Raw genomic sequence first — 21,369 nt, 5'->3', positions numbered from 1 at the left:
TTCGCTGATGGAGACATGACGGCAATGCAAACTGCGCGCTTTTATATTGGCCAGATCGTGCGGCACCGCCTGTTTCCGTTTCGCGGCGTCATTTTCGATGTCGACCCCGAATTCGACAATACGGAAGAATGGTACCAATCGATTCCCGAGGACGTGCGTCCGCGCAAAGATCAACCCTTCTACCATCTCTTCGCGGAAAATTCTGAAACCGAATACATCGCTTATGTCTCGGAGCAGAACCTCTTGCCGGACGATTCGGGCGCACCGATCCGCCATCCGCAGGTCGGGGACTTGTTCGATGGCCCGATCGAGGGCAGCTATCGCCTGAAGATCGAACACCGGAACTAATCCGCCCCCACCCCCGGGCCTCATCCTCCGACAGATTGCATAGACCAACGCCCTGAAAATCGATGTCGATTTCCAGGGCGCAGAGAGATTGGCGCCAGAGGCTTGGTGCCGGACCCCGCGCGCAAAGACCGGGCGGGTGCGCACGAGACCGATCGTCGGCGCGTCGCCCGCGCCCTTGCGGTCTTCCTTTACTGCGACGATCCGCTGTCCTTCGCCGCCTTCTGGGCATCCTCGAACTTCTTGCGGCGCGCCTCGGCTTGCTTCTGCAGGGCCTCGTTCAGCTGCTGCTGGCGCTTGGCGAGCTCCGATTCGTCGGCCGGCGGGCCGTCATAGGCGCCGGTGAAGCCTTTCAGGGTGATCGGGATCGGATTGGGCTGGCGCTGGAAGTTGACCGAGGTCACGACCATCTGCTTGCCCTTCTTCATGCTGGCGATCAGCGCATCGGTCAGCTCAGCCTCGGCAATGCAGCGATTGGGGAAGCAGACGGTGTAGTTCATGGTCAGCGGCTGATCGTTGTCGATCTTCAGCTGCACACCCGCCGGGATCACGCGACCGGTCGGCACGACGGCCTGCAGGACCTTCTGATTGACCTTGCCCTTGACGTCGATCAGATTCACCGCGGTGATCAGCTGGCGGGTGTTGGCGATCAGCGAGTACTGCGTGTTGCAGATCTCGTTGTCACCCTGCTTGCTGCACACCTTATACCACTCGGTCGGCATCACCTCGGCGTCCTGCGCGTTGGCGGCGGGAGCTCCAGCGAGCAGCGTGGCGGTCCCCACGAGCACGCCGGCGAGCATCGAGAGCGAAGCGTTCTTCATCCGGTCTTGCACGGCCTCATATCCTTTCGGCGCGTTCATTGCGACTTTATGGCTGGTTCCATAGCGGCCTCGGACGTCTTTCGCAAATGCGGCCGTTTGAGGGCTTTAAGATCGCACGCAACCGAAGTCTTTGCCAAAGAGCGTAGCCGTTTGCCGGGCTGCGCCAAGCTCCCGCCACACCGACAATCCCGGCGTCGTCCGCGCGCGCCTCGGCGCCGACCGCCGCACCCGTCGGCGGCCGTTGGCAACCCTCCGTCCTTTGAGACACGCTTTGCCGAAGACAGCCCCTCGGCTTTTTGAAAAATCCCGTTACTCTGCGCATGATAGCAAGTCCGGTGCAGCCTGCGGCCTCTCCGAGGTCATCGCGAACCGGCCAGTCGACCTTGGAGCGCCCTGCATCCTATCGAATGCAGGGCGCTCCAGCACTTTGAATTGACGCATCGTGCTTTGCCGAAAAGCGACTCCGATTTTCGGGCCGATGCTGTAGAGGACCCTCCGCCTTGATCACGATCCGCGCCGCCGTCCTCCATGAATCCCCCTTCGCCGGGCCCTACGCCGAGACCAAGCCGCTCACCATCGAGTCGCTCGAACTCGAAGCACCGGGGCGCGGCGAGGTGTTGGTGCGGATCAAGGCGGCGGGCCTGTGCCATTCCGACCTCTCGGTGGTGAACGGCGCGCGGCCAAGGCCGGTGCCTATGGCGCTCGGCCACGAGGCTGCCGGCGTAGTCGAGGCCCTTGGCGAGGGCGTCGACGATCTTGCCGTTGGCGATCACGTGGTGATGGTCTTCGTTCCGTCCTGCGGCCACTGCGCCCCTTGCGCCGAAGGCCGCCCGGCGCTCTGCGAACCGGGCGCGGCGGCCAATGGTGCGGGCACGCTGCTCGGCGGCGCGAGACGCCTCTCCTATCGCGGCGCGCCCGTCAACCATCACATCGGCGTCTCGGCCTTTGCCGAAGCGGCGGTCGTCTCGCGGCGCTCGCTGGTCAAGATCGACCGGGAGCTGCCTTTCGAACACGCCGCCCTGTTCGGCTGCGCGGTGCTGACCGGCGTCGGCGCGGTGGTAAACACCGCCCATCTTAAAGCCGGCCAGAGCATCGCGGTGATCGGCCTCGGCGGCGTTGGGCTGGCCGCCCTGCTCGGCGCGCGAGCCTGCGGCGCGGCGACGATCATCGCCGTCGACCCGATCGCCGAAAAACGCCAACTTGCATTGGAGCTTGGCGCCAGCCATGCTGTCGACCCGCGCGACACAGACGCCGAAGCCCGGGTGAAGGCGCTGACCGCCGGCGGCGTCGATGTCGCAATCGAGCTCGCGGGCGCGGTGCCGGCGCTCGACTTTGCCTATCGCATCACCCGCCGGGGTGGTCAGACGGTGACCGGCGGACTCGCCGCACCGAGCGAGCGCCTCGCCCTGTCGCCGGTCTTGCTGGTTGCTGAAGAGCGCACCTTGAAGGGCAGCTACATCGGCAGCTGCGTGCCGAGCCGCGACATCCCGCGCTACATCGCCCTGTTCCGCGCCGGCCTCTTGCCGGTCGACCGGCTGCTGACCAGCCGAGGCTCACTCGACGATATCAATCCAGCGCTTGACGCCCTCGCCGAGGGCCGGACGGTTCGTCACGTCATCATGATGTGAACCGAGCGGCCAGAGCGCTTTCGTCGCAGGCTCTCAGCCGAACTTGCGCGCGGCGTCGAGGCCGAGACCGAGACCGACCGAACCGAAGGCATCCGACTGGGTGATCCGCGCCTCGGGAAATTTCGCGACGACCGCTTGGCGAACCGCCGGCACCTGGGCGCCGCCGCCCGTGAGGATCACCGTCTCGATCGCTCCAGCCGAGACTCCGGCGCCGCGAAGCGCCGCCTCGATGGCGTTTAAGATCCGCCCGACGAGATCCGCCGTCGCCGCCTCGAAGGCCGAACGGTTCGTCGTCGCCTTGAACGACAAGCCGGGCTCGGTCAGCACCACCTCGGTCGATTCCGCGTCGCTCAGCGCGATCTTGGCACTCTCCACGGCGCCGGCGAGACGATGTCCGGAGCGATGGGCGAGGAGATGGCCGAACCGCGCCAGCCGCGTTGGCTCGGCCGCCTCGCGTTCGAGCGCTTTGATGTCGCGAGCGATCGCCGGCGTATACAGCGTGTTGATTCGGTGCCATGTCGCCATGTCGTTGAAGTACCAGACCGGCAGCCGACGTTTGCCGTCGGCGGTGTCGCTGCCGAGACCGAAATGCGGCATCACTTGCGCGATCGAGAACAGCCGATCGAAATCGGTTCCGCCGACATGGACGCCGGTGAAGCTCAAAATGTCGCTGCTGCGATCCAAGGCCGCTGCCCGGCGCGGCGACAGGCGCACCACGGTGAAGTCGGAGGTGCCGCCACCGATATCGACCACCAAGGCGAGTTCCTCGGCGGCGATCGTACGTTCATAATAGAGTGCCGCCGCGACCGGTTCGTATTGGAAGGCGATATCTGAGAAGCCGACACCCCGCGCCGCCTGCTCCAGCTGGTCCTGCGCCGCCCGATCGGCCGCATCGTCGTCGTCGACGAAGCGCACCGGGCGGCCGAGCACCACCTGATCGAGCATGACGCGCCCCTCGCCTGTCGCTGCGGCATATTCGGCTTCCGCCTCCAGCTTGGCGCGCAGATGGGCCAGGAAGCGGCCGATCAACGCGACGAAACTCAGGCGCTCGCGGCCAACCCGCGTCGTCTCCTCCATCAGCGAGGACCCGAGCACCGACTTCAAGGCGCGCATGAACCGCCCCTCGGCGCCATCGACATATTCAAAGACCGCGGCGCGGCCGAAATAGGTGTCCCCATCCTCGAAGCTAAAGAACAACGCCGAGGGCAAGGTCGAGGCCTCCCCTTCCAGCGCCAGCAGTCGCGGCGCACCCTGGACGCCGGCAGCCGCGGCAAGTGCGAGCGTTGAATTGGTGGTGCCGAAATCGAGCCCGGCGAAAAGGTTTGGCATGACGAACGCTCTGGCAGAAATCGAAACGCCCCTCCGCAGAAGATCAGGCGACGAGGAGACGCAGACGAAATCGAAACACGGAACTGAAAGCGCGTGCTGCTCCAGCGGCGCAAATCGAAGCGAGCGGCGTCTCTACAGCATCGGCCGGAAAATCGAAATCGATTTTCGGCAAAGCCCAATGCTGAGACTCCATCCGATCGCGCGTCCACCGTGTGTCCGATCGGACGCCCGGCGCGTTAGCGCAATGCAATTCACCGGTATCGCCACTTCGCTCCAAGCCCTTGTTTTGCCGCATGATGTGACCCGAAACGTCCTACAACCTGTCGGCACCATCATGCTCCAAACTGAAGCGCGGACGACATTGAAGTGCAAAGGCTTTACGTCTCCCGATGCACGACGCGGCGTTGCTTTCCGCGCACATGCCCGCTATCGGGCAATCAAAGCCCCGCCGCCTGCGCGCGGCCGCGGATCGGTCCCTCACGTGAGATGGTTTCAATGGTCCTGCCCGACGGTTTCACCGACATTCCCCTCGGCAAAATCGCCGCAATCGCGACGATTCTGGAGCGGCGGGAGCCGCCGGAGACTGGATCTCATATCGCAATCGATCAACCAGGCTGGCGCTTTGCGCTTGTCGAAGCCCCGGACCTCGACTGGTACAGCGATCTGATTCGCCGCGTCGGCTCGCATCATCTCTGGTACCAGCGCCTGATCCAGAGCCCTGATGCGATCACCGCCAAGATCACCAGCCCGGCCACGGTGATCCACGCGCTGTTCGTCGACGGGACGGCACAGGGCATCGCCGAACTCGACTTTTCCCAGAAAGGCGCCGCCGAACTCGTCTATTTCGGCGTCACGCCGGAGCTTGCCGGCTCGGGCGCCGCCCATGTCATGATGTCCCAGCTGGTGCGCTTCGCCTTCGGCCGCGGGATCGAGCGGCTCTGGCTGCACACCAACACGATCGACCACCCGCGGGCGATGGCCTTTTATCACCGGGCCGGTTTCACACCGGTGCGCCAAATGCTGGAGCTTGCCGACGATCCGCGCCTCATCGGCCTGTTTCCGAGAGAGACCGCGCCGCAGGTGCCGCTGTTTGAGCCTGCCACAAGCGACTGACACGAGCACTTGCGCGCCAAGGCATCGCGCTTGCGGCGGTCACCCCGTGATGATCTGCGCGATAACGCTTCGTGCTCGCGGCCCGCTTCAAGACGTCTCGGTTACGCTCCGTTTCGAGCGCTCGTGCCGCTCATCGCGGCCGGCAGCCAATATCGATGGCGCCGGGCGTTATCGGCGCATGGTCTTGCGTCCCATCATCCCTTCGCCAGCCATGCATTTAGTGCATTTCTAAAATGCGTAAACATGGGGAGCCGCGGCGGGATAACGGTCATGACGGCGCGACGCCGTGGCCGACCTGCCCGAATCAAATCGGACCGGCAGCTCTCAGCCGGCCCGTTTGCAGCTCCGATGCGGAGGTGAGAGGCGGAAGCTGGCGGCGCAGCCCCGGGCTCAGCCGCGATTTTCGAGCAAGTTGTTGTAGCGCAGGGCCAGCATGGTTCCGACCGCGCCCGACAACAGATAGAGGCCCGAGGCCACCAGTCCGAGATGATAGGAGAGGTAGAGCGCCACGAAGGGGGCAAATCCCGCGCCGAACAGCCAGGCCAGATCCGATACCAAGGCCGAGCCGGTGTAGCGATAGTTGCGCGGGAAGTTTGAGGCGACGGCGCCCGAGCACTGGCCGAAGGACACACCCAGCAGGATAAAGCCGAAGACCATGTAGATGATCTCGCCGGCAGCGCCCTGCGCCAGCAGCGACGGGGCGAATCCGCTGAAGATGGCGATGAACAAGGCCGTCATCCCCAGCAACTGGCGTCGCCCGTATTTGTCAGCGAGGATGCCCGAGGCGACGATCGCAACCGCGCCGATGGCGGCGCCAACGGCCTCGATGATCAGGAAGTGGGTAACGTTCTCGTCGGTGAAGAGATCGACCCAGGACAGCGGGAACACCGTCACCATGTGGAACATCGCGAAGCTCGCCAGCGGAGCGAAGGCGCCAACGATGATGTATTTCGAATATTGCCGGAGGGTTTTGCGCACGCGGGTCGCCTGCAACTCGCGGCGCTCGAACTGATGCACATATTCCGGCGTCACGACGATGCGCAGGCGGGCAAAGAGCGCCACGACATTGATCGCGAAGGCGACGAAGAACGGAAACTGCCAGCCCCACTCGTAGAACTGCTCGGACGGCAGAAAACCATGGAAGAAGGCGAACAGGCCCGAGGCGACGACAAGGCCGAACGGCGCGCCGAGCTGCGGCACCATCGCCCACCAGCCGCGCTGATTTTCCGGGGCGTTCATGGCAAGCAGCGAGGCCAGACCATCCCATGATCCGCCGATGGCGAGGCCCTGGCCGATCCGAAGCAGGGCCAACAGCCAGATCGCCGCAGGGCCGATCTGATCGTAGGTCGGCAGAAAGGCCACGACCACCGTCGAGGTGCCGAGCATCAGCAGCGCGATCGTCAGCTTCGTCGCCTTGCCGTGCAGACGGTCGATCGTCATAAACAGCCAGGTTCCGAAGGGACGGGCAAGAAAGGCCAGCGCGAAGATCGCGAAGGAATACAAAACGCCGGTGACCGGCGTCACGAACGGAAAGATTCGCTGCGGAAAGACCAGAACCGAGGCGATCGCGAACACGAAGAAGTCAAAAAACTCAGACGTTCGTCCAATGACGACGCCGATCGCGATCTCGCTGGGATTGAGGGCATGCCCTCCAACGTCCCGCGCTTCGGGTGCATCTGCGAAATGGGGGTGGGCAACTGTCTCGCTCATTCTGCGATCCCAAGCACGAATAGGGTCAAGCGGCAAGCGTGCCGCACATTAACGACGTGTAAGGTGGCGCCGTGTCACCGAAAAGGGGGTTGAGGCACTGCGCGTTTTGTTCAATACCAGCGCCGTGTGGCAGTCAATGACCGGTTCCCGCCGGGCTACCCACATTCCGATCCAGTTCAATACGAGGCCGCTCCATTGCGTCCCTTTCGCCTTCTCGCAGTCCTATCGCTCCCCCTTCTGTTGAGCGCCTGTGATTCCGCCCTGCTGTTTCCCAACGGTGATATTGCAGCGCGGCAACGCGACATGCTGCTGATCGCCACCGGCTTGATGTTGATCGTCATCGTGCCGGTCATCGTCATGTCGCTCTATATTCCGTGGCGCTATCGGGCTTCCAATAAGAAGGCCGATTACGATGCCGATTGGAATCACTCCACCAAGCTCGAATTGGTGATCTGGACCGTGCCGCTGCTGATCATCATCGTCCTTGGCGCGGTGACATGGGTCGGCACCCATCTGCTCGATCCGTTCCGCCCGCTCGATAAGGTCACTGCCAGCCAGCAGGTCGATCTCAAGCAGGATCCGCTCGAGGTACAGGTCGTCGCGCTGAACTGGAAATGGCTGTTTATCTACCCGCAATACGGCGTTGCGACGGTCAACGAGCTGGCGGCGCCGGTGAACCGGCCGATCCAGTTCGATCTCACCGCCGACACGGTGATGAACGCCTTTTACATCCCGACGCTGGCCGGCATGGTTTACTCGATGCCCGGCATGGAAACCAAGCTGCACGCCGTCATCAATAAGCCGGGTGTCTACGACGGCTTCGCCTCGCAATATAACGGCGCCGGCTTCTCCGACATGAGCTTCAAGTTCTATGGCCAGAAGAAGGGCGATTTCGAGGCCTGGATCAACAATCTGAAGGCCTCGAAGAAGACGCTCGACAGGGCGGCCTATCTCGATCTCGCCAAGCCGAGCCAGGACGTGCCGGTCACCTACTACACGTCGGTCGACAAGAGCCTGTTCGACCGGGTGGTCGGCATGTGCGTCCCGAAGGGTAAGCTCTGCATGCAGCAGATCGTCGACATCAACCAAGGCAAGATGGACGCCGGCAAGACGATCGACGTCAATCGCCTGACGCACAACACCTACGATCTGGATGCCTACGGCCATACCCTCGAGGCCCAGGGTGCCACCGCGCCGGCCTCGAATTACAAGCCGCACAGCGACGAATTAAAACCCGACGCCGGCTCGAACGCCGGCCAAGGTAGCGTCGCCCCGCCGCAACTTCATACGAACTGACCGAACGGTCCGGCGATCATCGCCGGACCTTGCGATCTTACACACAGAGATAAATCCATGCTGGGCAATACGGATCTCACAAGGCTGATCTTCGGGCGCCTGACGCTCGATTCGATCCCGTATCACGAGCCGATCCTCATCGGGACGTTTCTCGCCGTCGCCATCGGCGGCGCCGCGGTGGTCGGCGCCCTCACCTATTTCCGACTCTGGGGCTATCTTTGGAAAGAGTGGTTCACCAGCGTCGACCACAAGCGCATCGGCGTCATGTACATGGTGCTGGCGATCGTCATGCTGCTCCGCGGCTTCGCCGACGCGCTGATGATGCGTACCCAGCAAGCGCTGGCCTTCAACGGCTCACAGGGCTTCCTGCCGTCGCATCACTACGATCAGGTCTTCACCGCTCACGGCGTGATCATGATCTTCTTTGTGGCGATGCCGCTGATCGTCGGGATCATGAACATCGTCGTGCCGCTGCAAATCGGCGCCCGCGACGTCGCCTTCCCCTTCCTCAACAATTTCAGTTTCTGGATGACCGCCGGCGGCGTGGTGCTGATCATGGCCTCGCTTTTCATCGGCGAGTTCGCCCGGACCGGCTGGCTCGCCTTCCCGCCGCTGGCAGAGGCCTCGAACAGTCCCGGGGTTGGCGTCGACTATTACATCTGGGGTCTGCAGATCGCCGGTGTCGGCACCTTGCTTTCCGGCGTGAATTTCCTGGTGACGATCATCAAGATGCGGGCGCCCGGCATGACCATGATGCGCATGCCCGTCTTCACCTGGACGTCGCTGTGCACCAACATCCTGATCGTCGCCTCCTTCCCGGTCCTGACCGCCGTCCTCGCCCTCCTGTCGCTCGACCGTTACGCGGGAATGCACTTCTTCACGAACGACCTCGGCGGCAACTCGATGATGTACTTCAACCTCATCTGGATCTGGGGTCATCCGGAGGTCTACATCCTCATCCTGCCGGCCTTCGGCGTGTTCTCCGAAGTCACCGCGACCTTTTCGGACAAGCGCCTGTTCGGCTACACCTCGATGGTCTACGCGACGGTGGTCATCACCATCCTCGCCTATCTCGTGTGGCTCCACCACTTCTTCACCATGGGCAACGGCGCCAGCGTGAACTCCTTCTTCGGAATCACCACGATGATCATCTCGATCCCGACGGGGGCGAAGATCTTCAACTGGCTCTTCACCATGTATAAGGGGCGGGTGCGTTTCGAGTTGCCGATCATGTGGACGATCGCCTTCCTGGTGACCTTCACCCTCGGCGGCATGACCGGCGTTCTCCTCGCCGTTCCCCCAGTCGACTTCACCGTCCACAACTCGCTGTTCCTGGTCGCCCACTTCCACAACGTGATCATCGGCGGCGTGCTGTTCGGCATGTTCGCGGCGATCAACTACTGGTTTCCAAAGGCCTTCGGCTTCAAGCTGGATCCGTTCTGGGGAAAGGTCAGCTTCTGGTTCTGGGTGATCGGCTTCTACTTCGCCTTCATGCCGCTCTACGTGCTCGGCCTGATGGGTGTGACACGCCGCCTGCGGGTGTTCCACGATCCCTCGCTGCACATCTGGTTCATCATCGCCGCCTTCGGTGCGGCGCTGATCGCCTGCGGCATCGGTGCGTTCCTGCTGCAAATCTTCGTCTCGATCCGCAAGCGTCACGAGCTCGCCGACACAACCGGCGATCCTTGGAACGGCCGAACGCTGGAATGGGCGACTTCCTCGCCGCCGCCGCACTACAACTTCGCCTTCACCCCGGTTGTCCATGACCTCGACGCCTATGCCGACATGAAGAGGCGCGGCTTCAGCCGGCCGATGGAAGGCTTCAAGCCGATCCACATGCCGAAGAACACCGGAGCCGGCGTTGTCCTGGCGGCGCTCTCGACGATCTGCGGCTTTGCCCTGATCTGGTACATCTGGTGGCTGGCCTTCGTGAGCTTCGTCGCTCTGATCGCGACGGCCATCGGGCACACCTTCAACTACGACCGGGACTATCACATCCCGGCGGACGAGGTCGCGGCGTCGGAAAAGTCCTTCGCCGATGCCCTGGCTTCGCGGAGTTAATTGATGTCTGAAGCAATCCAGAGTCAGGAGATCGGCACGCCGGTCTTCTTCGACCTCGACGAACATGAACATGCCCCGGGATCGAGCACGATGCTCGGTTTCTGGATCTATCTGATGAGCGACTGCCTCATCTTCGCTGTCCTGTTCGCGACCTACGGCGTCCTGGCCGGAAATTACGCCGCCGGCCCGCGCCCGGACGAGATCTTCGAGCTGCCGCTTCTGGCCGTCAACACGGCGATGCTCTTGTTCTCGTCGATCACCTACGGCTTTTCGATGATCGCCATGCAGAACCGCAAGAAGGAAGCGGTGCTCGGCTGGCTGATCGTTACCGCCCTGTTCGGCGCGTGCTTTGTCGGCATCGAGCTTTACGAATTCGCTGGCCTGATCCATGAGGGCGCCTCGCCCGAGCGCAGCGGCTTCCTGTCCGGCTTCTTCACCCTCGTCGGCACCCACGGCCTGCACGTGACCTTCGGCATCATCTGGATGATCACGCTGATGGTACAGGTCTACAAGCGCGGCCTGATCGAAGCCAACCGCCGCCGCCTGATGTGCCTGTCGATGTTCTGGCACTTCCTGGACGTCATCTGGATCGGCGTCTTCACCTTCGTCTATCTCATTCGGGTGATTTGATGAGCAGCGCCTCCCACGCGTCCACGGCCCACGAAAGCGGTCACCACGACGACCACCACGGCCATCACGAAAGCGGTGAATCGCATTCGACCATGAAGGGCTACATGACCGGCTTCATCCTGTCGGTCATCCTCACGGTCATCCCGTTCTGGCTGGTCATGGCCCGCCCGCTGGAGGACGCGGTGCTGACCGGCATCCTCGTGGTGCTGTTCGCCGTCGCCCAGATCATCGTCCACATGATCTACTTCCTGCACATGGACTCCAAGTCCGAGGGCGGCTGGACCGGCATGGCGCTGATCTTCACCGTCGTCCTCGTGGTGATCACCATCTCCGGCTCGCTTTGGGTGATGTACCACCTCAACAAGAACATGATGCCGATGGGCGCCGCGACCATGCAGGGCATGTCGATGGACATCGATGGCGTGAATGCCGGCGAGAGCTTCCAGACCAAGCCCGACGGCAACGCGGCTTCGACCGCCAAGCCCGGCGACGCGGCGGCGCATTAACCGCCGCATCGCCGAGCCTTTCGAGGAAGGCCGACATTTTGGACGACAATTCCACCATCGATCCGGGGGCGGCGCGCGAGCGTCGTCCCCGCTCTCGTTTCAAGCGGGCGCTCCTCGCCCTCGCCGGCCTGATCCTGTTTGCCGGCTTCATCGGTCTCGGCATCTGGCAGCTCGAACGGCGGGTGTGGAAGCTAAACCTGATCGCGGCGGTGAACGCGCGCGTCGCGGCTGCGCCGGTGCCGGCGCCCGGCCCGAAGGACTGGGGCGCGGTCAGCTTCGATAGCGACGAATATCGCCACGTCGCGGCCACCGGCCGTTTCGTCAAAGGCGCCAGCGCCTTCGCCCAGGCGACGACCGACTATGGCGGCGGCTTCTGGCTGATGACGCCGCTGAAGGACGAGCGCGGCTTCACGGTGCTCGTCAATCGCGGCTTTGTGCCGTCGCGCGACTTTGCCGCCGATGCCGCCCTCACCGATCAGCCCATCGCCGTCAACGGTCTCTTGCGGATGAGCCAGCCGGGCGGCGGCTTTTTGCGCGCGAACGATCCGGCAGACGGCCGGTGGTATTCCCGCGATGTCGCGGCGATCGCCAAGACCGAGAGGGTCGACGGGCCGGTCGCCCCATATTTCATCGACGCCGGTTCACCGCGCGACCACCAACCGCTACCGAATGTCGAGATGGGCGTGCCGGACACGACAAAGCTCCATTATCCGATTCCCGGTCTGACGCGGATCTATTTCCGCAACGAGCATCTGGTCTACGCCTTCACCTGGTTCGGCATGGCGCTGCTGGTCCTGATCGGGGCCGTCGTCGTGGTGCGGCAGGAGCGGCGCGAGGACGTCTGACCCAAAGACCGGCATGAGACTGGCGGCTGCATAAGGGCCTACCCATGGCAGATCCGATCCTCGGCGTTCTTTTCGACAAGGACGGCACCCTCGTCGACTACAGCGCGACCTGGGCGCCGATCAATGTCGCGGCGGCGTGCTTTGCGGCGGATGGCGATCCAGATCTCGCTGAACATCTGCTGCGCATCGGCGGGCACGACCCCGTCACCGGACGGATCGCCGCCGGCAGCCTGCTCGCGGCAAGCCATACGATTGAAATTGCCCAGGCCTGGCGGAACGCCGGCTCGCCCTTCACCGCCGCCGCGTTGACCTGCGAGCTCGACCGGATTTTCACCGAAGGCGCCGCGGCGGCGGTGGCCGTGCCCAACGTCGTGCAGCTGTTCCAAGAGTTGCACGGAGCGGGCATGCGCAGCGGCGTCGCGACCAGCGATAGCGTCGCCGGCGCGCACGCGACACTGCGCACGATCGGTCTCGACGGCCTTCTGGACTTCGTCGCGGGTTATGACAGTGGCCATGGCGGCAAGCCCGAGCCGGGCATGGCGACGGCGTTTTCGAAGGCAACGGGCCTTCCCCCGTACGCACTTGCCATGGTCGGCGACAATCTCCACGATATCCGCATGGGCCGCGCGGCAGCGTTTTCGCTGTGCGTCGGGGTTCTCACCGGGACGTCGACGCGCCAAGATCTCGAGGCCGAGGCCGATCATATCCTCGACGACGTGACTCATTTGCCGCATCTCCTGCAGCATCTCGGCCGCTGGCCGAGCCGACAATTTGACGCCGGCGCGAACCCGCGAGGCTGACGCACGTCGCCTCATCCAAGGGGCGATTGCAACGTATACGCAGATGTGGCCTTATGCGCTTGATGCGCCCTGCGCCAAATCAAAATCTTGAGTCGCAGCCGTCATTGCCCTTTGCATCATCGCCCCGACGAGCTGATTTCTGCCATGACGAAGTATACCTACACCGGCGCCTGGCCTGTCGCGCCAACACCATTCCATGACGACGGCACCCTCGATCTCGACGGCATGCGCCGCGCGCTCGACTGCATCGTTGACCAGGGCGCCGACGGCATCTGCATCCTGGCGAATTTTTCCGAACAGTTCCTGCTCTCCGATGCCGAGCGGGAGACGCTGACCCGGCTTTGCCTCGAGCATGCCGGCGGCCGGGTGCCGATGATCGTCACGATCTCGCATTTCGCGACGCCGATCGTCGTTGAACGGGCCCGCCTCGCCAAGGCGCTCGGCGCCCGTGCGGTGATGATGATGGCGCCTTATCACGGCGCGCTTTTGAAGGGCACGCCGGAGCAAACCTTCGAGCAGTTTCAGCGCGTCGGCGAGGTCGGCATCCCGATCATGATCCAGGACGCGCCGCTGTCCGGCGTCGACCTCTCGGTTCCTTTGCTCGTGCGGATGGCCCGCGAGATCGAGATGGTGAAGATGTTCAAGATCGAATCGATCGGCGCCGCGACGAAACTCCGCCGGCTGATTACCGAGGGCGGCGAGGCGATCGAATGCCCGTTCGACGGCGAAGAAGGCATCACCATGCTCGCCGATCTCGACGCCGGTGCCAAGGGCACAATGTGCTCGGCGATGGTGACCGAACATATCCGCGCGGTCGTCACGGATCATCTCAAAGGTGACCGCCAGGCTGCCCTCGCCGGCTATCAGCGGCTGCTGCCGGCGGTCAATCACGAGAACCGGCAATGCGGCTTTCGCGCCGCCAAGGCGGCGATGGTCGAAGGCAAGGTCTTTAAATCGGAATTTTGCCGCCATCCGATCCCACCGCTTTCGCCCGAGACCCGGGCCGAGCTGATCGACCATCTCCGCCCGCTCGATCCGATCGCGATGAAGTGGGGGCTGTAACCGCGATCGTCTGATCAAAGGAGACGCACCTGCAAAGACAGCGCACGCCGCTTGCCCAAAGGCATTTGGCGCGCCGAGAATCGGCGATGGGCTTGCGCCGTCGCAAATTCACGTCACAAAGCGGCGAAGCTGCTGGGACAACAGGTCGGTCATCACCACCGTCACGACAATGATGATGAGGATCGCGGCGGTCTGACCGTAATAAAAGCCGCGCACCGTCTCAAACAGGATCTGACCGATCCCGCCGGCGCCGATAATGCCGAGTACGGTGGCGGCACGCACATTCGTCTCGAAGCGGTAGAGTGTGTAGGAGACCCAGAGCGGCAGAACCTGCGGGATGACGCCGAAGACGACTTCCTGCACCCGCGTCGCGCCGGTCGAGCGAATACCCTCCACCGGGCGCGGATCGATCGCCTCCACCGCCTCGGAAAACAGTTTTGCCATGATGCCGGTGTTATGGATGAACAGCGCCATGACGCCGGCAAAGGGGCCGAGGCCGACGGCGACGACGAACAGCACCGCCCAGACCACCTCCTGAATGGCGCGGAAGAAATCCATCAGCCGACGGCAGGGATGCAGGATCCACCAGGGCACCATGTTGCGCGCGCACAGGATACCAAAGGGGATCGACAGAATAAGCGACAGGAAGGTGCCCCACACCGCGATCTCGACGGTGACGATCATCTCCTGAACGTAATAATGCCACTCGGAAAAGTCGGGATGGGAAAAGCCCTCCAGATATTGGGCCATATTGCTGGAATCGGTGAACAGGGAGATCCAGCTCCCCATGTCTGCTGGCCCCCAGCTGATTACCAGGGATGCGATCAGACCGCCGGCGATCACGACATTCCAGATGGTGCGCGACCAGTCTCGCCCTCGATTGACCGACAGCGCGATGGGTTTGGCGACACCGCCGCCGGCCGACTTAGGAACAGTGTCGCTCGTCGTGCTCATGTCAGGTCGTGCCTCTCATCGGACGGTTTTTGGCCGGCTAGAGCGGAATGCGATGAACTGGAATCGCCACTTCGCTGCAAGCCATTGTTTTGCCGCATGATGTGACCCGAAACGTCGTGCAACCTTTCGGCACCATGCTCTATCCCGGCGGCGCGCAGCGTTCGGCCCCTGGCCGTTTCAAGCCTGTTGCGCCGCCGCCGCTCTGCCGACCGTCGGCGTCAAACGATCCGCTGGCGGAGCGATAGCGCGCCCTTTGGACCTGGGTTCAAATGCACAGAGGAGGCGCTGCCGCATTGATTTGATGCGTCATTCTTGCCCGCGCTCGATCCCGATTTCCGGGCCGATGCTGGCGAGCCATGGCAGGCGATAGGCTCGGACGGCCGACCTCCGATCCCGGGAACGGCCGTCCTCGATGTCAACGCAGCACCAACAGCCGCTGCGGATCAGCTGTTACGAGCCCGACGTTTTGCTCATGGCGTCGAGCTTCTTCTCATAGGCCGCCTTCTTGGCTTCGAGATCCTTGATCTTCGCCGCCTTCTCGGACGCATCCATATTGGTCTTGGCCTTGAGCTGCGCGATATCCTTGGTCATTTCCATGACCCGGATCGGCAGCAGCTGATCGTCGTTCGACGGCTTGAACGGCCCCCATTCGAGACCGGCGAGTACCTTTTTCTCGGCGGCCGCGTCGCCCGTGGACTTATCGGTGCCGTAGGAAAGAACGAAGTGCTCAATCTTTTCCTTCTCCGCCGCCGGCAGCTTCTTCGAGATGACCAGCGGATCGGACGGAATGATCGTCGACTTCCAGATGATCTTGATCTTCTTGTAGGCGTCGGGATGGTTCTTCTCGATTAGCGCCATGTTCTCGGTGTTATTGGTCGCCGCGTCGACCAGACCGTTGGCAACCGCCATGGCGTTGGTCTCGTGATTGGCGTTGGTCACCGTCTTGAAACATTTCTGCGGATCGACGCCGTGCTTGGCGAAGACGAAGGTCATCGGCACCAGATAGCCGGAGGTCGAGTTCGGATCGCCGAGACCGAACTTCAGCGTCTTGTCGCACTTCAAAAGATCGTTGACCGACGTCAGCTTGGAATCGACCGGCGCGAGGATGACCGACCAGTAGCCGGCGTTCCCGTTCGCATAGGTGGACTGGGCGAAGATCTGGCCGTCGGCGCGATCGACGGCTTCCATGGCCGACTTGTTGCCGAACCAGGCGACCTGGACCTTGCCAAAGCGCATGCCCTCGATCACACCCGCATAGTCGGTGGCGAAGAACGGATGCACCTCATAGCCCGTCTGCTTGGCCATATCCTTGAGGAATGGCTCCCATTTCGGGCGCAGATTCATCTGGCTTTCGGTCGAGATGATGCCGAAGTTGATGACCGTAACGTCTTTGGCGACAGCGGTGCCGCCGAGGGACAGAGCGATCGCCGCAGTGGCGAGCGCCTTCGAGAAGAAGTTCATGGGTGATCTTCCTGTTGAAGAGAGTGACGGATAGGGTAGCACCCCGCATTGTCAGGCGGGGATCAGGTCCTTCTGCCGCTGACGAACGTCAGAGGGAGTCGAGGCGGAGGCCTCGGCGGCTTGCGGCTTAACCGGAAGGCGTTGCGGCAAGACGAGCTCTTCTGATGCCGCTCCGTAGAGTTCGGTCAGAAAGGCGTCGGTGAGCGCGTCGGACGGACCGTCATAGACGACCCGGCCCTCACGAAGCGCGACCGTGCGCGGACAATAGACCCGCGCATATTCCACCTGATGCAGCGACACGAGCACCGTGATGCCGTCGCTCGAATTGATGTTTGCCAACGCATCCATCACTCGGCGTGCCGAGGCCGGATCAAGCGACGCGATCGGCTCGTCAGCGAGCAGAATTTTCGAGCGCTGCATCAAGGTCCGGGCGATCGCCGCGCGCTGTTGCTGGCCGCCCGACAGCGTCGAGGCGCGCTGCCATGCCCTTTCAGCGATGCCGACGCGGGACAACGCGGCGATCGCATCCTCCTTCTCGGCCCGCGTGAACAGGCCGAGCGTGCCGCGCCAGGCCGGAATGCGGCCGAGGACGCCAACGAGGACATTGGTGATCACCGGCAGGCGGGCGGCGAGATTGAACTGTTGGAAGATCACGCCGGTCTTGCCGCGCAGCGCCCGCATATTGGCGCCGAACTTGCCATCCCGCTGCTGGGTCTCGCCGAAGATGCGAATATGCGAACCGGCATCGCCGCGCTCCAACCCGGCGATATGGCGCATCAAGGTCGACTTGCCGGAGCCAGACGCGCCGATCAGTGCGACCATCTCGCCCTCCTTGACGACAAGCCCGATCTGCGACAGCGCCTGGATCCTGAAGAACCGCTTGGACAGATTCTCGACTGCGATCGCCGTCATGACATGCTCCCGCTCGGTGTCGCCGCTGACATGATGAAATCATTAAATTCAAAAGATGAGACTTAGATGACACCTCTATGATGCTTGGATGACGGTCATTATCCGTTGGATTAATTACACTTATCCGTGTATTTGACGATGAATTCCGCAGCGTCTAGCTTACGGAAATCTTCCAATGCTTCGTGCAGTTCGGCGTGCGACCAATCCCACCAAGCCAGCGCCTGCATGCGGCTCGCGATGTCCTCGTTGAAGCGGCGGCGGATGGTCTTCGCGGGCACGCCGCCGACGATCGTGTAAGGTGGAACATCCTTCGCGACCACGGCTCCGGCTCCGATCACCGCGCCGTTGCCGATGGTGACACCCGGCAAGATCGTCGCGCCATGGCCGATCCAGACGTCATGACCAATGACCACCCGGTGCGCCCGGCGCCAGTCGAAGAAAGCGGCCTCGTTGTCCGCGCCCTCGAAATAGTCGCCGGCCCGGTAGGTGAAGTGGTGAAGGGTCGCCCGCCAGGTCGGATGGTTGGTGGCGTTGATCCGAACCGCCGCGGCGATATTGACGAATTTGCCGATCGAGGTGGCCCAGATGCTGCAGTCTTCCATCACATAGGAATAGTCGCCGAGCCACGTCTCGGACATGCGGCTGCGCTGGGAAACCTCGGTGTAACGGCCAAGATCGCAGCCCGCGACTTCGGCGCTCGGATGGACAAGCGGCGTTTCGGACAGCTTCGGCATCACGCCGCATCCTTGCGCGCGGAAAAGGCCGAGACATCGACGATGCGGGTGGCGATGCGCTCGCGCACCTCTTCATCGTGGAAGATGCCGAGAATGGCGACGCCGCGCTGGCGCTTTTCCTCGATCAGCGCGCAAACCACGTTGCGATTGGCGTTGTCGAGCGAGGCGGTCGGCTCGTCGAGAACGAGCAGCGGGTGGTCGGTGAGAAACCCACGGGCGATGTTGACGCGCTGCTTTTCACCGCCCGAAAAGGTCGCCGGCGGCAGCTCGAACAGCGCCTCGGGCAGGTTCAGCCGCGTCAGCAGAGCCGCCGCGCGCGGACGGGCTTCCGCCAGCGGGATGCCGCGCGTCAGAAGCGGCTCGGCGACCACATCGAGCGCCGAAACCCGCGGGATTGCCCGCAGGAACTGGCTGACATAGCCGACGACATCGCGGCGCAGCGCAATCACCCTGCGCGGGCTTGCCGGCGCGACGTCGACGAACGCCGTATCGGTCGCGCCACGCAGCAGGATCCGGCCAGATTCTGCAGCGTAATTTCCGTAGATCATCCTCAGGATCGAGGATTTGCCGACGCCCGATGGACCACCGAGAACGACCACCTCGCCGGCATCGACATGAAACGCGACGCCGCTGACCACCGGCAGATGAACACCGCCGCGCAAGTGATTGGTAAAACTTTTGGAAACGGCTTCGACGATCAGTCGCGTTTCAGGCGAGACACCGCGCATGAATTCAGACCTCCAGGATCGAGGCGACGAGAAGCTGCGTGTAGGGATGCTGTGGATCGTCGAGCACGCGGTCGGTCAGGCCGTGTTCGATCACGTGGCCCTCTTTCATCACCATGATCCGGTGCGACAGCAGCCGCGCGACGGCGAGATCGTGGGTGACGACGATCGCCGACAGGCCCATTTCGCCGACCAGTCCGCGCAAGAGGTCGAGCAGGCGCGCCTGCACCGAAACGTCGAGACCGCCGGTCGGCTCGTCCATGAACACCAGCCGCGGCGCGGTGACGAGATTGCGGGCGATCTGCAGGCGCTGGCGCATGCCGCCGGAAAACGCCGTCGGCCGGTCGTCGATCCGCGTGCCGGGGATTTCGACCCGGGCGAGCCAATCCTCTGCCGTCTGGCGGATCCGGCCGTAATGGCGATCGCCGACCGCCATCATCCGCTCGCCGATATTGGCGCCAGCCGAGACCCGCATGCGCAGGCCGTCGGCGGGATTTTGATGCACGAAGCCCCAATCGGTGCGCATCAGGAAGCGCCGCTCGGCCTCGGTCAGCGTCGCCAGATCGCGCATGCCGCCGTCGCGCATCTGATAGGACACCGTGCCGCTGCTCACCGGCATCCGGCAGGACAGGCAGTTGAGCAGCGTCGTCTTGCCGGATCCGGATTCGCCGACGATCGCCAGGATCTCACCGGGAAACAGCGCAAACGACACCGCCTTGCAGCCGATATGGGCGCCATAATGCCGGGTGACGGCGTCAACGGTGAGGAGTGGGAGGTCGTCGGTCATGAACTTGCGCACCACGAACCAGAAGATGCATTCTGTCCCACCACGGGCACGTGTCTTGGCTGTGTCGGCACATGGGTGGTAGGCAGGGATTTGAATGGGACGATGCCAAAGCGACGGACAATCTCCGGCGCGGACGTCCCGCATTCGAAGAGGTGTTGCAGTTCAACTTCACAACCGCCATCTTCGGCGAAGATAACCGTATCGATTACGGTGAAGTGCGGATCAAGGCGATCGGATTTGTGCGAGAACGCCTGCACGTTCTCGTCTATACCGAGCGAGACGGACGAATACGTGTCATCTCGTTCCGAAAGGCCAATGACCGGGAGATCAAACGCTATGATCGTCAGACGCGAAGTTTTCATCAAAACTGAGGCGACAGCCGAAGACTGGGCCGAGGCCCACGAAAAGACCCAGAGGGCTCTGGCGGCGATGACGCCTGAAGAAGATGCAGCCATCACGGCCGACGCACTGCTCGATCCCGACAACCCGCCGATCGAAGAAGATGAAATCGAGTTCGTCGGCTGGAAAGAGGCGCAATTTCGGCTGAAGGGGAGAACCACCATCCGCGTCGATCGCGACATCGTCGAGCGGTTCCAGCGCGCCGGCGACGACTGGGAAGCGCGCATCAACGAAGCCTTGCGCGCCGCAGCGCCTGCCGAGTGACGCCGCGGGCTTTGCCGCGCCATGCCCGGCTGCGGCGCCAGAGCCGCCCCGCGGCTCATTGCGCAGCCTCCAGCGGTGCGGCAGCCGGTCCGACATGGCCCGCTGCGCGCCGCTCTTCGCAGTGATCGGTATCTGAACAGGCAAACAGCCGGCCGCCGCGATCGTCTGTGACGATCTCGTCCAGATAGACGCCGGTCGCCCCGCATAGGCCGCAGCATTCGGAGAAGGTCTGGACGGCGAAGGGATGATCCTCGAAGTCGAGGCTCTCGACCGTCGTATAAGGCGGGATCGCATAGATCCGCTGCTCGCGGCCGGCCCCGAAGAGCTGCAGCGCCGGGCAGTTGTCCATCTTCGGATTGTCGAATTTCGGGATCGGCGACGGATCCATCACATAGCGGCCCTCGACCTTCACCGGATAGGCGTAGGTGGTGGCGATATGGCCGTGTTGGGCGATATCCTCGTAAAGCTTCACATGCATCAGCCCGTATTCCTCGAGCGCATGCATGATCCGCGTTTCGGTCTCGCGCGGTTCGAGGAAACGCAAGGGTTCCGGGATCGGCACCTGATAGACCAGCGTCTGGCCCTCGCTCAGCGGCGCCTCCGGGATACGGTGACGGGTCTGGATGATTGTCGCCTCGCGCGTCCTGGTGGTCACCGCGACATCGGCGACCCGGCCGAAAAAGGCTCTGATCGAGACCGCGTTGGTGGTATCGTCGGAGCCCTGATCGATGACTTTCAAGACATCGTTCGGGCCGATGACCGCCGCCGTCACCTGCACGCCGCCGGTTCCCCAGCCATAGGGCATCGGCATCTCGCGGCTGGCGAACGGCGCCTGATAGCCGGGGATCGCCACGGCTTTCAGGATCGCCCGGCGGATCATCCGCTTGGTCTGTTCGTCAAGATAGGCGAAGTTGTAGGCAGGCAGCCCGGCACTCATCGCAAGGCTCCCGCATGACGAACGGGGATGTCGCGGCCCGGCGCCACACC

The 21,369-nt window shown here is 63.1% G+C and carries 21 protein-coding genes and 1 pseudogene; 12 read left to right on the top strand and 10 right to left on the bottom strand.

Features of this window, described 5'->3' with window-relative positions:
- Window positions 1-15: 15 nt before the first annotated feature.
- Window positions 16-348, top strand: a complete 333-nt coding sequence (hspQ, locus tag J1C48_RS11255) for a heat shock protein HspQ (RefSeq protein WP_207257937.1) — start codon at window positions 16-18, stop codon at window positions 346-348.
- Window positions 349-536: 188 nt separating this feature from the next.
- Here hspQ and J1C48_RS11250 read toward each other — a convergent pair whose 3' ends face one another.
- Complete coding sequence (locus J1C48_RS11250; RefSeq protein ID WP_425523497.1) at window positions 537-1,145, bottom strand: invasion associated locus B family protein; 609 nt, start codon at window positions 1,143-1,145, stop codon at window positions 537-539.
- A 524-nt stretch (window positions 1,146-1,669) separates the two neighbouring features.
- Between J1C48_RS11250 and J1C48_RS11245 the strand changes: the two genes are divergently transcribed.
- The gene (locus J1C48_RS11245) at window positions 1,670-2,794 is read left to right on the top strand and encodes a zinc-binding dehydrogenase (RefSeq protein WP_207257968.1); all 1,125 of its coding nucleotides are present in this window, start codon (window positions 1,670-1,672) and stop codon (window positions 2,792-2,794) included.
- A gap of 33 nt (window positions 2,795-2,827) precedes the next feature.
- Here the strand turns inward: J1C48_RS11245 and J1C48_RS11240 are convergent, their stop codons facing one another.
- Entirely contained in the window at window positions 2,828-4,123 is a 1,296-nt protein-coding gene (locus J1C48_RS11240) for an Hsp70 family protein (protein ID WP_207257936.1), read from the bottom strand.
- 495 nt (window positions 4,124-4,618) lie between these two features.
- On the opposite strand from J1C48_RS11240, the gene J1C48_RS11235 reads away from it, so the two are divergent.
- Window positions 4,619-5,236, top strand: a complete 618-nt coding sequence (locus tag J1C48_RS11235; RefSeq protein ID WP_207257935.1) for a GNAT family N-acetyltransferase — start codon at window positions 4,619-4,621, stop codon at window positions 5,234-5,236.
- Between the two features lie 390 nt (window positions 5,237-5,626).
- On the opposite strand, the gene J1C48_RS11230 is transcribed toward J1C48_RS11235, so the two are convergent.
- Window positions 5,627-6,946 carry an MFS transporter gene (locus tag J1C48_RS11230; protein ID WP_207257934.1) on the bottom strand — a complete coding sequence of 440 codons (1,320 nt, stop codon included), beginning with the start codon at window positions 6,944-6,946 and terminating at the stop codon, window positions 5,627-5,629.
- A gap of 195 nt (window positions 6,947-7,141) precedes the next feature.
- On the opposite strand from J1C48_RS11230, the gene cyoA reads away from it, so the two are divergent.
- From cyoA to J1C48_RS11195, 7 genes and pseudogenes are all read left to right on the top strand, one after another.
- Window positions 7,142-8,242, top strand: a complete 1,101-nt coding sequence (gene cyoA, locus J1C48_RS11225; RefSeq protein WP_207257933.1) for a ubiquinol oxidase subunit II — start codon at window positions 7,142-7,144, stop codon at window positions 8,240-8,242.
- Window positions 8,243-8,299: 57 nt separating this feature from the next.
- Complete coding sequence (gene cyoB, locus J1C48_RS11220; protein WP_207257932.1) at window positions 8,300-10,303, top strand: cytochrome o ubiquinol oxidase subunit I; 2,004 nt, start codon at window positions 8,300-8,302, stop codon at window positions 10,301-10,303.
- Between the two features lie 3 nt (window positions 10,304-10,306).
- Complete coding sequence (cyoC, locus tag J1C48_RS11215) at window positions 10,307-10,933, top strand: cytochrome o ubiquinol oxidase subunit III (RefSeq protein ID WP_207257931.1); 627 nt, start codon at window positions 10,307-10,309, stop codon at window positions 10,931-10,933.
- Window positions 10,933-11,337, top strand: a pseudogene (gene cyoD, locus J1C48_RS11210) (cytochrome o ubiquinol oxidase subunit IV); the annotation flags it as partial. The gene cyoC and the pseudogene cyoD, both read left to right, overlap by 1 nt.
- Before the next feature lie 140 nt (window positions 11,338-11,477).
- Window positions 11,478-12,284 carry an SURF1 family protein gene (locus J1C48_RS11205; protein WP_210345371.1) on the top strand — a complete coding sequence of 269 codons (807 nt, stop codon included), beginning with the start codon at window positions 11,478-11,480 and terminating at the stop codon, window positions 12,282-12,284.
- Between the two features lie 44 nt (window positions 12,285-12,328).
- The gene (locus J1C48_RS11200; protein WP_207257929.1) at window positions 12,329-13,084 is read left to right on the top strand and encodes an HAD family hydrolase; all 756 of its coding nucleotides are present in this window, start codon (window positions 12,329-12,331) and stop codon (window positions 13,082-13,084) included.
- Between the two features lie 144 nt (window positions 13,085-13,228).
- Entirely contained in the window at window positions 13,229-14,146 is a 918-nt protein-coding gene (locus tag J1C48_RS11195) for a dihydrodipicolinate synthase family protein (RefSeq protein WP_207257928.1), read from the top strand.
- 108 nt (window positions 14,147-14,254) lie between these two features.
- On the opposite strand, the gene phnE is transcribed toward J1C48_RS11195, so the two are convergent.
- The 6 genes from phnE to phnK form a co-directional block, all read right to left on the bottom strand.
- Window positions 14,255-15,100 carry a phosphonate ABC transporter, permease protein PhnE gene (phnE, locus tag J1C48_RS11190; protein WP_207257927.1) on the bottom strand — a complete coding sequence of 282 codons (846 nt, stop codon included), beginning with the start codon at window positions 15,098-15,100 and terminating at the stop codon, window positions 14,255-14,257.
- Between the two features lie 450 nt (window positions 15,101-15,550).
- The gene (phnD, locus tag J1C48_RS11185) at window positions 15,551-16,561 is read right to left on the bottom strand and encodes a phosphonate ABC transporter substrate-binding protein (protein WP_207257926.1); all 1,011 of its coding nucleotides are present in this window, start codon (window positions 16,559-16,561) and stop codon (window positions 15,551-15,553) included.
- A 51-nt stretch (window positions 16,562-16,612) separates the two neighbouring features.
- Window positions 16,613-17,473, bottom strand: coding sequence for a phosphonate ABC transporter ATP-binding protein (gene phnC, locus J1C48_RS11180; RefSeq protein ID WP_207257925.1), 861 nt, complete (start codon window positions 17,471-17,473; stop codon window positions 16,613-16,615).
- Window positions 17,474-17,583: 110 nt separating this feature from the next.
- Entirely contained in the window at window positions 17,584-18,207 is a 624-nt protein-coding gene (locus tag J1C48_RS11175) for a DapH/DapD/GlmU-related protein (RefSeq protein WP_207257924.1), read from the bottom strand.
- A complete protein-coding gene (gene phnL, locus J1C48_RS11170; protein WP_207257923.1) occupies window positions 18,207-18,935 on the bottom strand; it encodes a phosphonate C-P lyase system protein PhnL in 729 nt (242 codons plus the stop codon). Before phnL ends, J1C48_RS11175 begins: the two co-directional genes overlap by 1 nt.
- 4 nt (window positions 18,936-18,939) lie before the next feature.
- Window positions 18,940-19,719 (bottom strand): phosphonate C-P lyase system protein PhnK, encoded by a 780-nt coding sequence (phnK, locus tag J1C48_RS11165; protein WP_207257922.1) that lies wholly within the window; start codon window positions 19,717-19,719, stop codon window positions 18,940-18,942.
- Window positions 19,720-19,790: 71 nt separating this feature from the next.
- On the opposite strand from phnK, the gene J1C48_RS11160 reads away from it, so the two are divergent.
- Complete coding sequence (locus tag J1C48_RS11160; RefSeq protein ID WP_207257921.1) at window positions 19,791-20,090, top strand: BrnT family toxin; 300 nt, start codon at window positions 19,791-19,793, stop codon at window positions 20,088-20,090.
- A complete protein-coding gene (locus J1C48_RS11155) occupies window positions 20,035-20,382 on the top strand; it encodes a BrnA antitoxin family protein (protein WP_343217695.1) in 348 nt (115 codons plus the stop codon). The genes J1C48_RS11160 and J1C48_RS11155 overlap by 56 nt, the downstream gene beginning before the upstream one ends.
- Before the next feature lie 55 nt (window positions 20,383-20,437).
- Here the strand turns inward: J1C48_RS11155 and J1C48_RS11150 are convergent, their stop codons facing one another.
- Window positions 20,438-21,319, bottom strand: coding sequence for an alpha-D-ribose 1-methylphosphonate 5-phosphate C-P-lyase PhnJ (locus tag J1C48_RS11150; RefSeq protein WP_207257919.1), 882 nt, complete (start codon window positions 21,317-21,319; stop codon window positions 20,438-20,440).
- Between the last annotated feature and the right edge of the window lie 50 nt (window positions 21,320-21,369).

The organism is Jiella flava (assembly GCF_017349315.1).
Classification (GTDB): Bacteria; Pseudomonadota; Alphaproteobacteria; order Rhizobiales; family Rhizobiaceae; genus Jiella; species Jiella flava.
The sequence above is the reverse complement of the archived record's forward strand: the minus strand, read 5'-3'. Positions and strand labels throughout refer to the sequence as shown.

Excerpts from the sequence above, each read along its gene's own strand:
- hspQ (WP_207257937.1), top strand. The coding sequence starts at position 16 with ATGACGGCAATGCAAACTGCGCGCTTTTATATTGGCCAGATCGTGCGG.
- J1C48_RS11250 (WP_425523497.1), bottom strand. The coding sequence starts at position 1,145 with ATGCTCGCCGGCGTGCTCGTGGGGACCGCCACGCTGCTCGCTGGAGCT.
- J1C48_RS11240 (WP_207257936.1), bottom strand. The coding sequence starts at position 4,123 with ATGCCAAACCTTTTCGCCGGGCTCGATTTCGGCACCACCAATTCAACG.
- J1C48_RS11235 (WP_207257935.1), top strand. The coding sequence starts at position 4,619 with ATGGTCCTGCCCGACGGTTTCACCGACATTCCCCTCGGCAAAATCGCC.
- J1C48_RS11230 (WP_207257934.1), bottom strand. The coding sequence starts at position 6,946 with ATGAGCGAGACAGTTGCCCACCCCCATTTCGCAGATGCACCCGAAGCG.
- cyoB (WP_207257932.1), top strand. The coding sequence starts at position 8,300 with ATGCTGGGCAATACGGATCTCACAAGGCTGATCTTCGGGCGCCTGACG.
- cyoC (WP_207257931.1), top strand. The coding sequence starts at position 10,307 with ATGTCTGAAGCAATCCAGAGTCAGGAGATCGGCACGCCGGTCTTCTTC.
- J1C48_RS11200 (WP_207257929.1), top strand. The coding sequence starts at position 12,329 with ATGGCAGATCCGATCCTCGGCGTTCTTTTCGACAAGGACGGCACCCTC.
- J1C48_RS11195 (WP_207257928.1), top strand. The coding sequence starts at position 13,229 with ATGACGAAGTATACCTACACCGGCGCCTGGCCTGTCGCGCCAACACCA.
- phnE (WP_207257927.1), bottom strand. The coding sequence starts at position 15,100 with ATGAGCACGACGAGCGACACTGTTCCTAAGTCGGCCGGCGGCGGTGTC.
- phnD (WP_207257926.1), bottom strand. The coding sequence starts at position 16,561 with ATGAACTTCTTCTCGAAGGCGCTCGCCACTGCGGCGATCGCTCTGTCC.
- phnC (WP_207257925.1), bottom strand. The coding sequence starts at position 17,473 with ATGACGGCGATCGCAGTCGAGAATCTGTCCAAGCGGTTCTTCAGGATC.
- J1C48_RS11175 (WP_207257924.1), bottom strand. The coding sequence starts at position 18,207 with ATGCCGAAGCTGTCCGAAACGCCGCTTGTCCATCCGAGCGCCGAAGTC.
- phnL (WP_207257923.1), bottom strand. The coding sequence starts at position 18,935 with ATGCGCGGTGTCTCGCCTGAAACGCGACTGATCGTCGAAGCCGTTTCC.
- phnK (WP_207257922.1), bottom strand. The coding sequence starts at position 19,719 with ATGACCGACGACCTCCCACTCCTCACCGTTGACGCCGTCACCCGGCAT.
- J1C48_RS11160 (WP_207257921.1), top strand. The coding sequence starts at position 19,791 with ATGGGTGGTAGGCAGGGATTTGAATGGGACGATGCCAAAGCGACGGAC.
- J1C48_RS11155 (WP_343217695.1), top strand. The coding sequence starts at position 20,035 with ATGACCGGGAGATCAAACGCTATGATCGTCAGACGCGAAGTTTTCATC.
- J1C48_RS11150 (WP_207257919.1), bottom strand. The coding sequence starts at position 21,319 with ATGAGTGCCGGGCTGCCTGCCTACAACTTCGCCTATCTTGACGAACAG.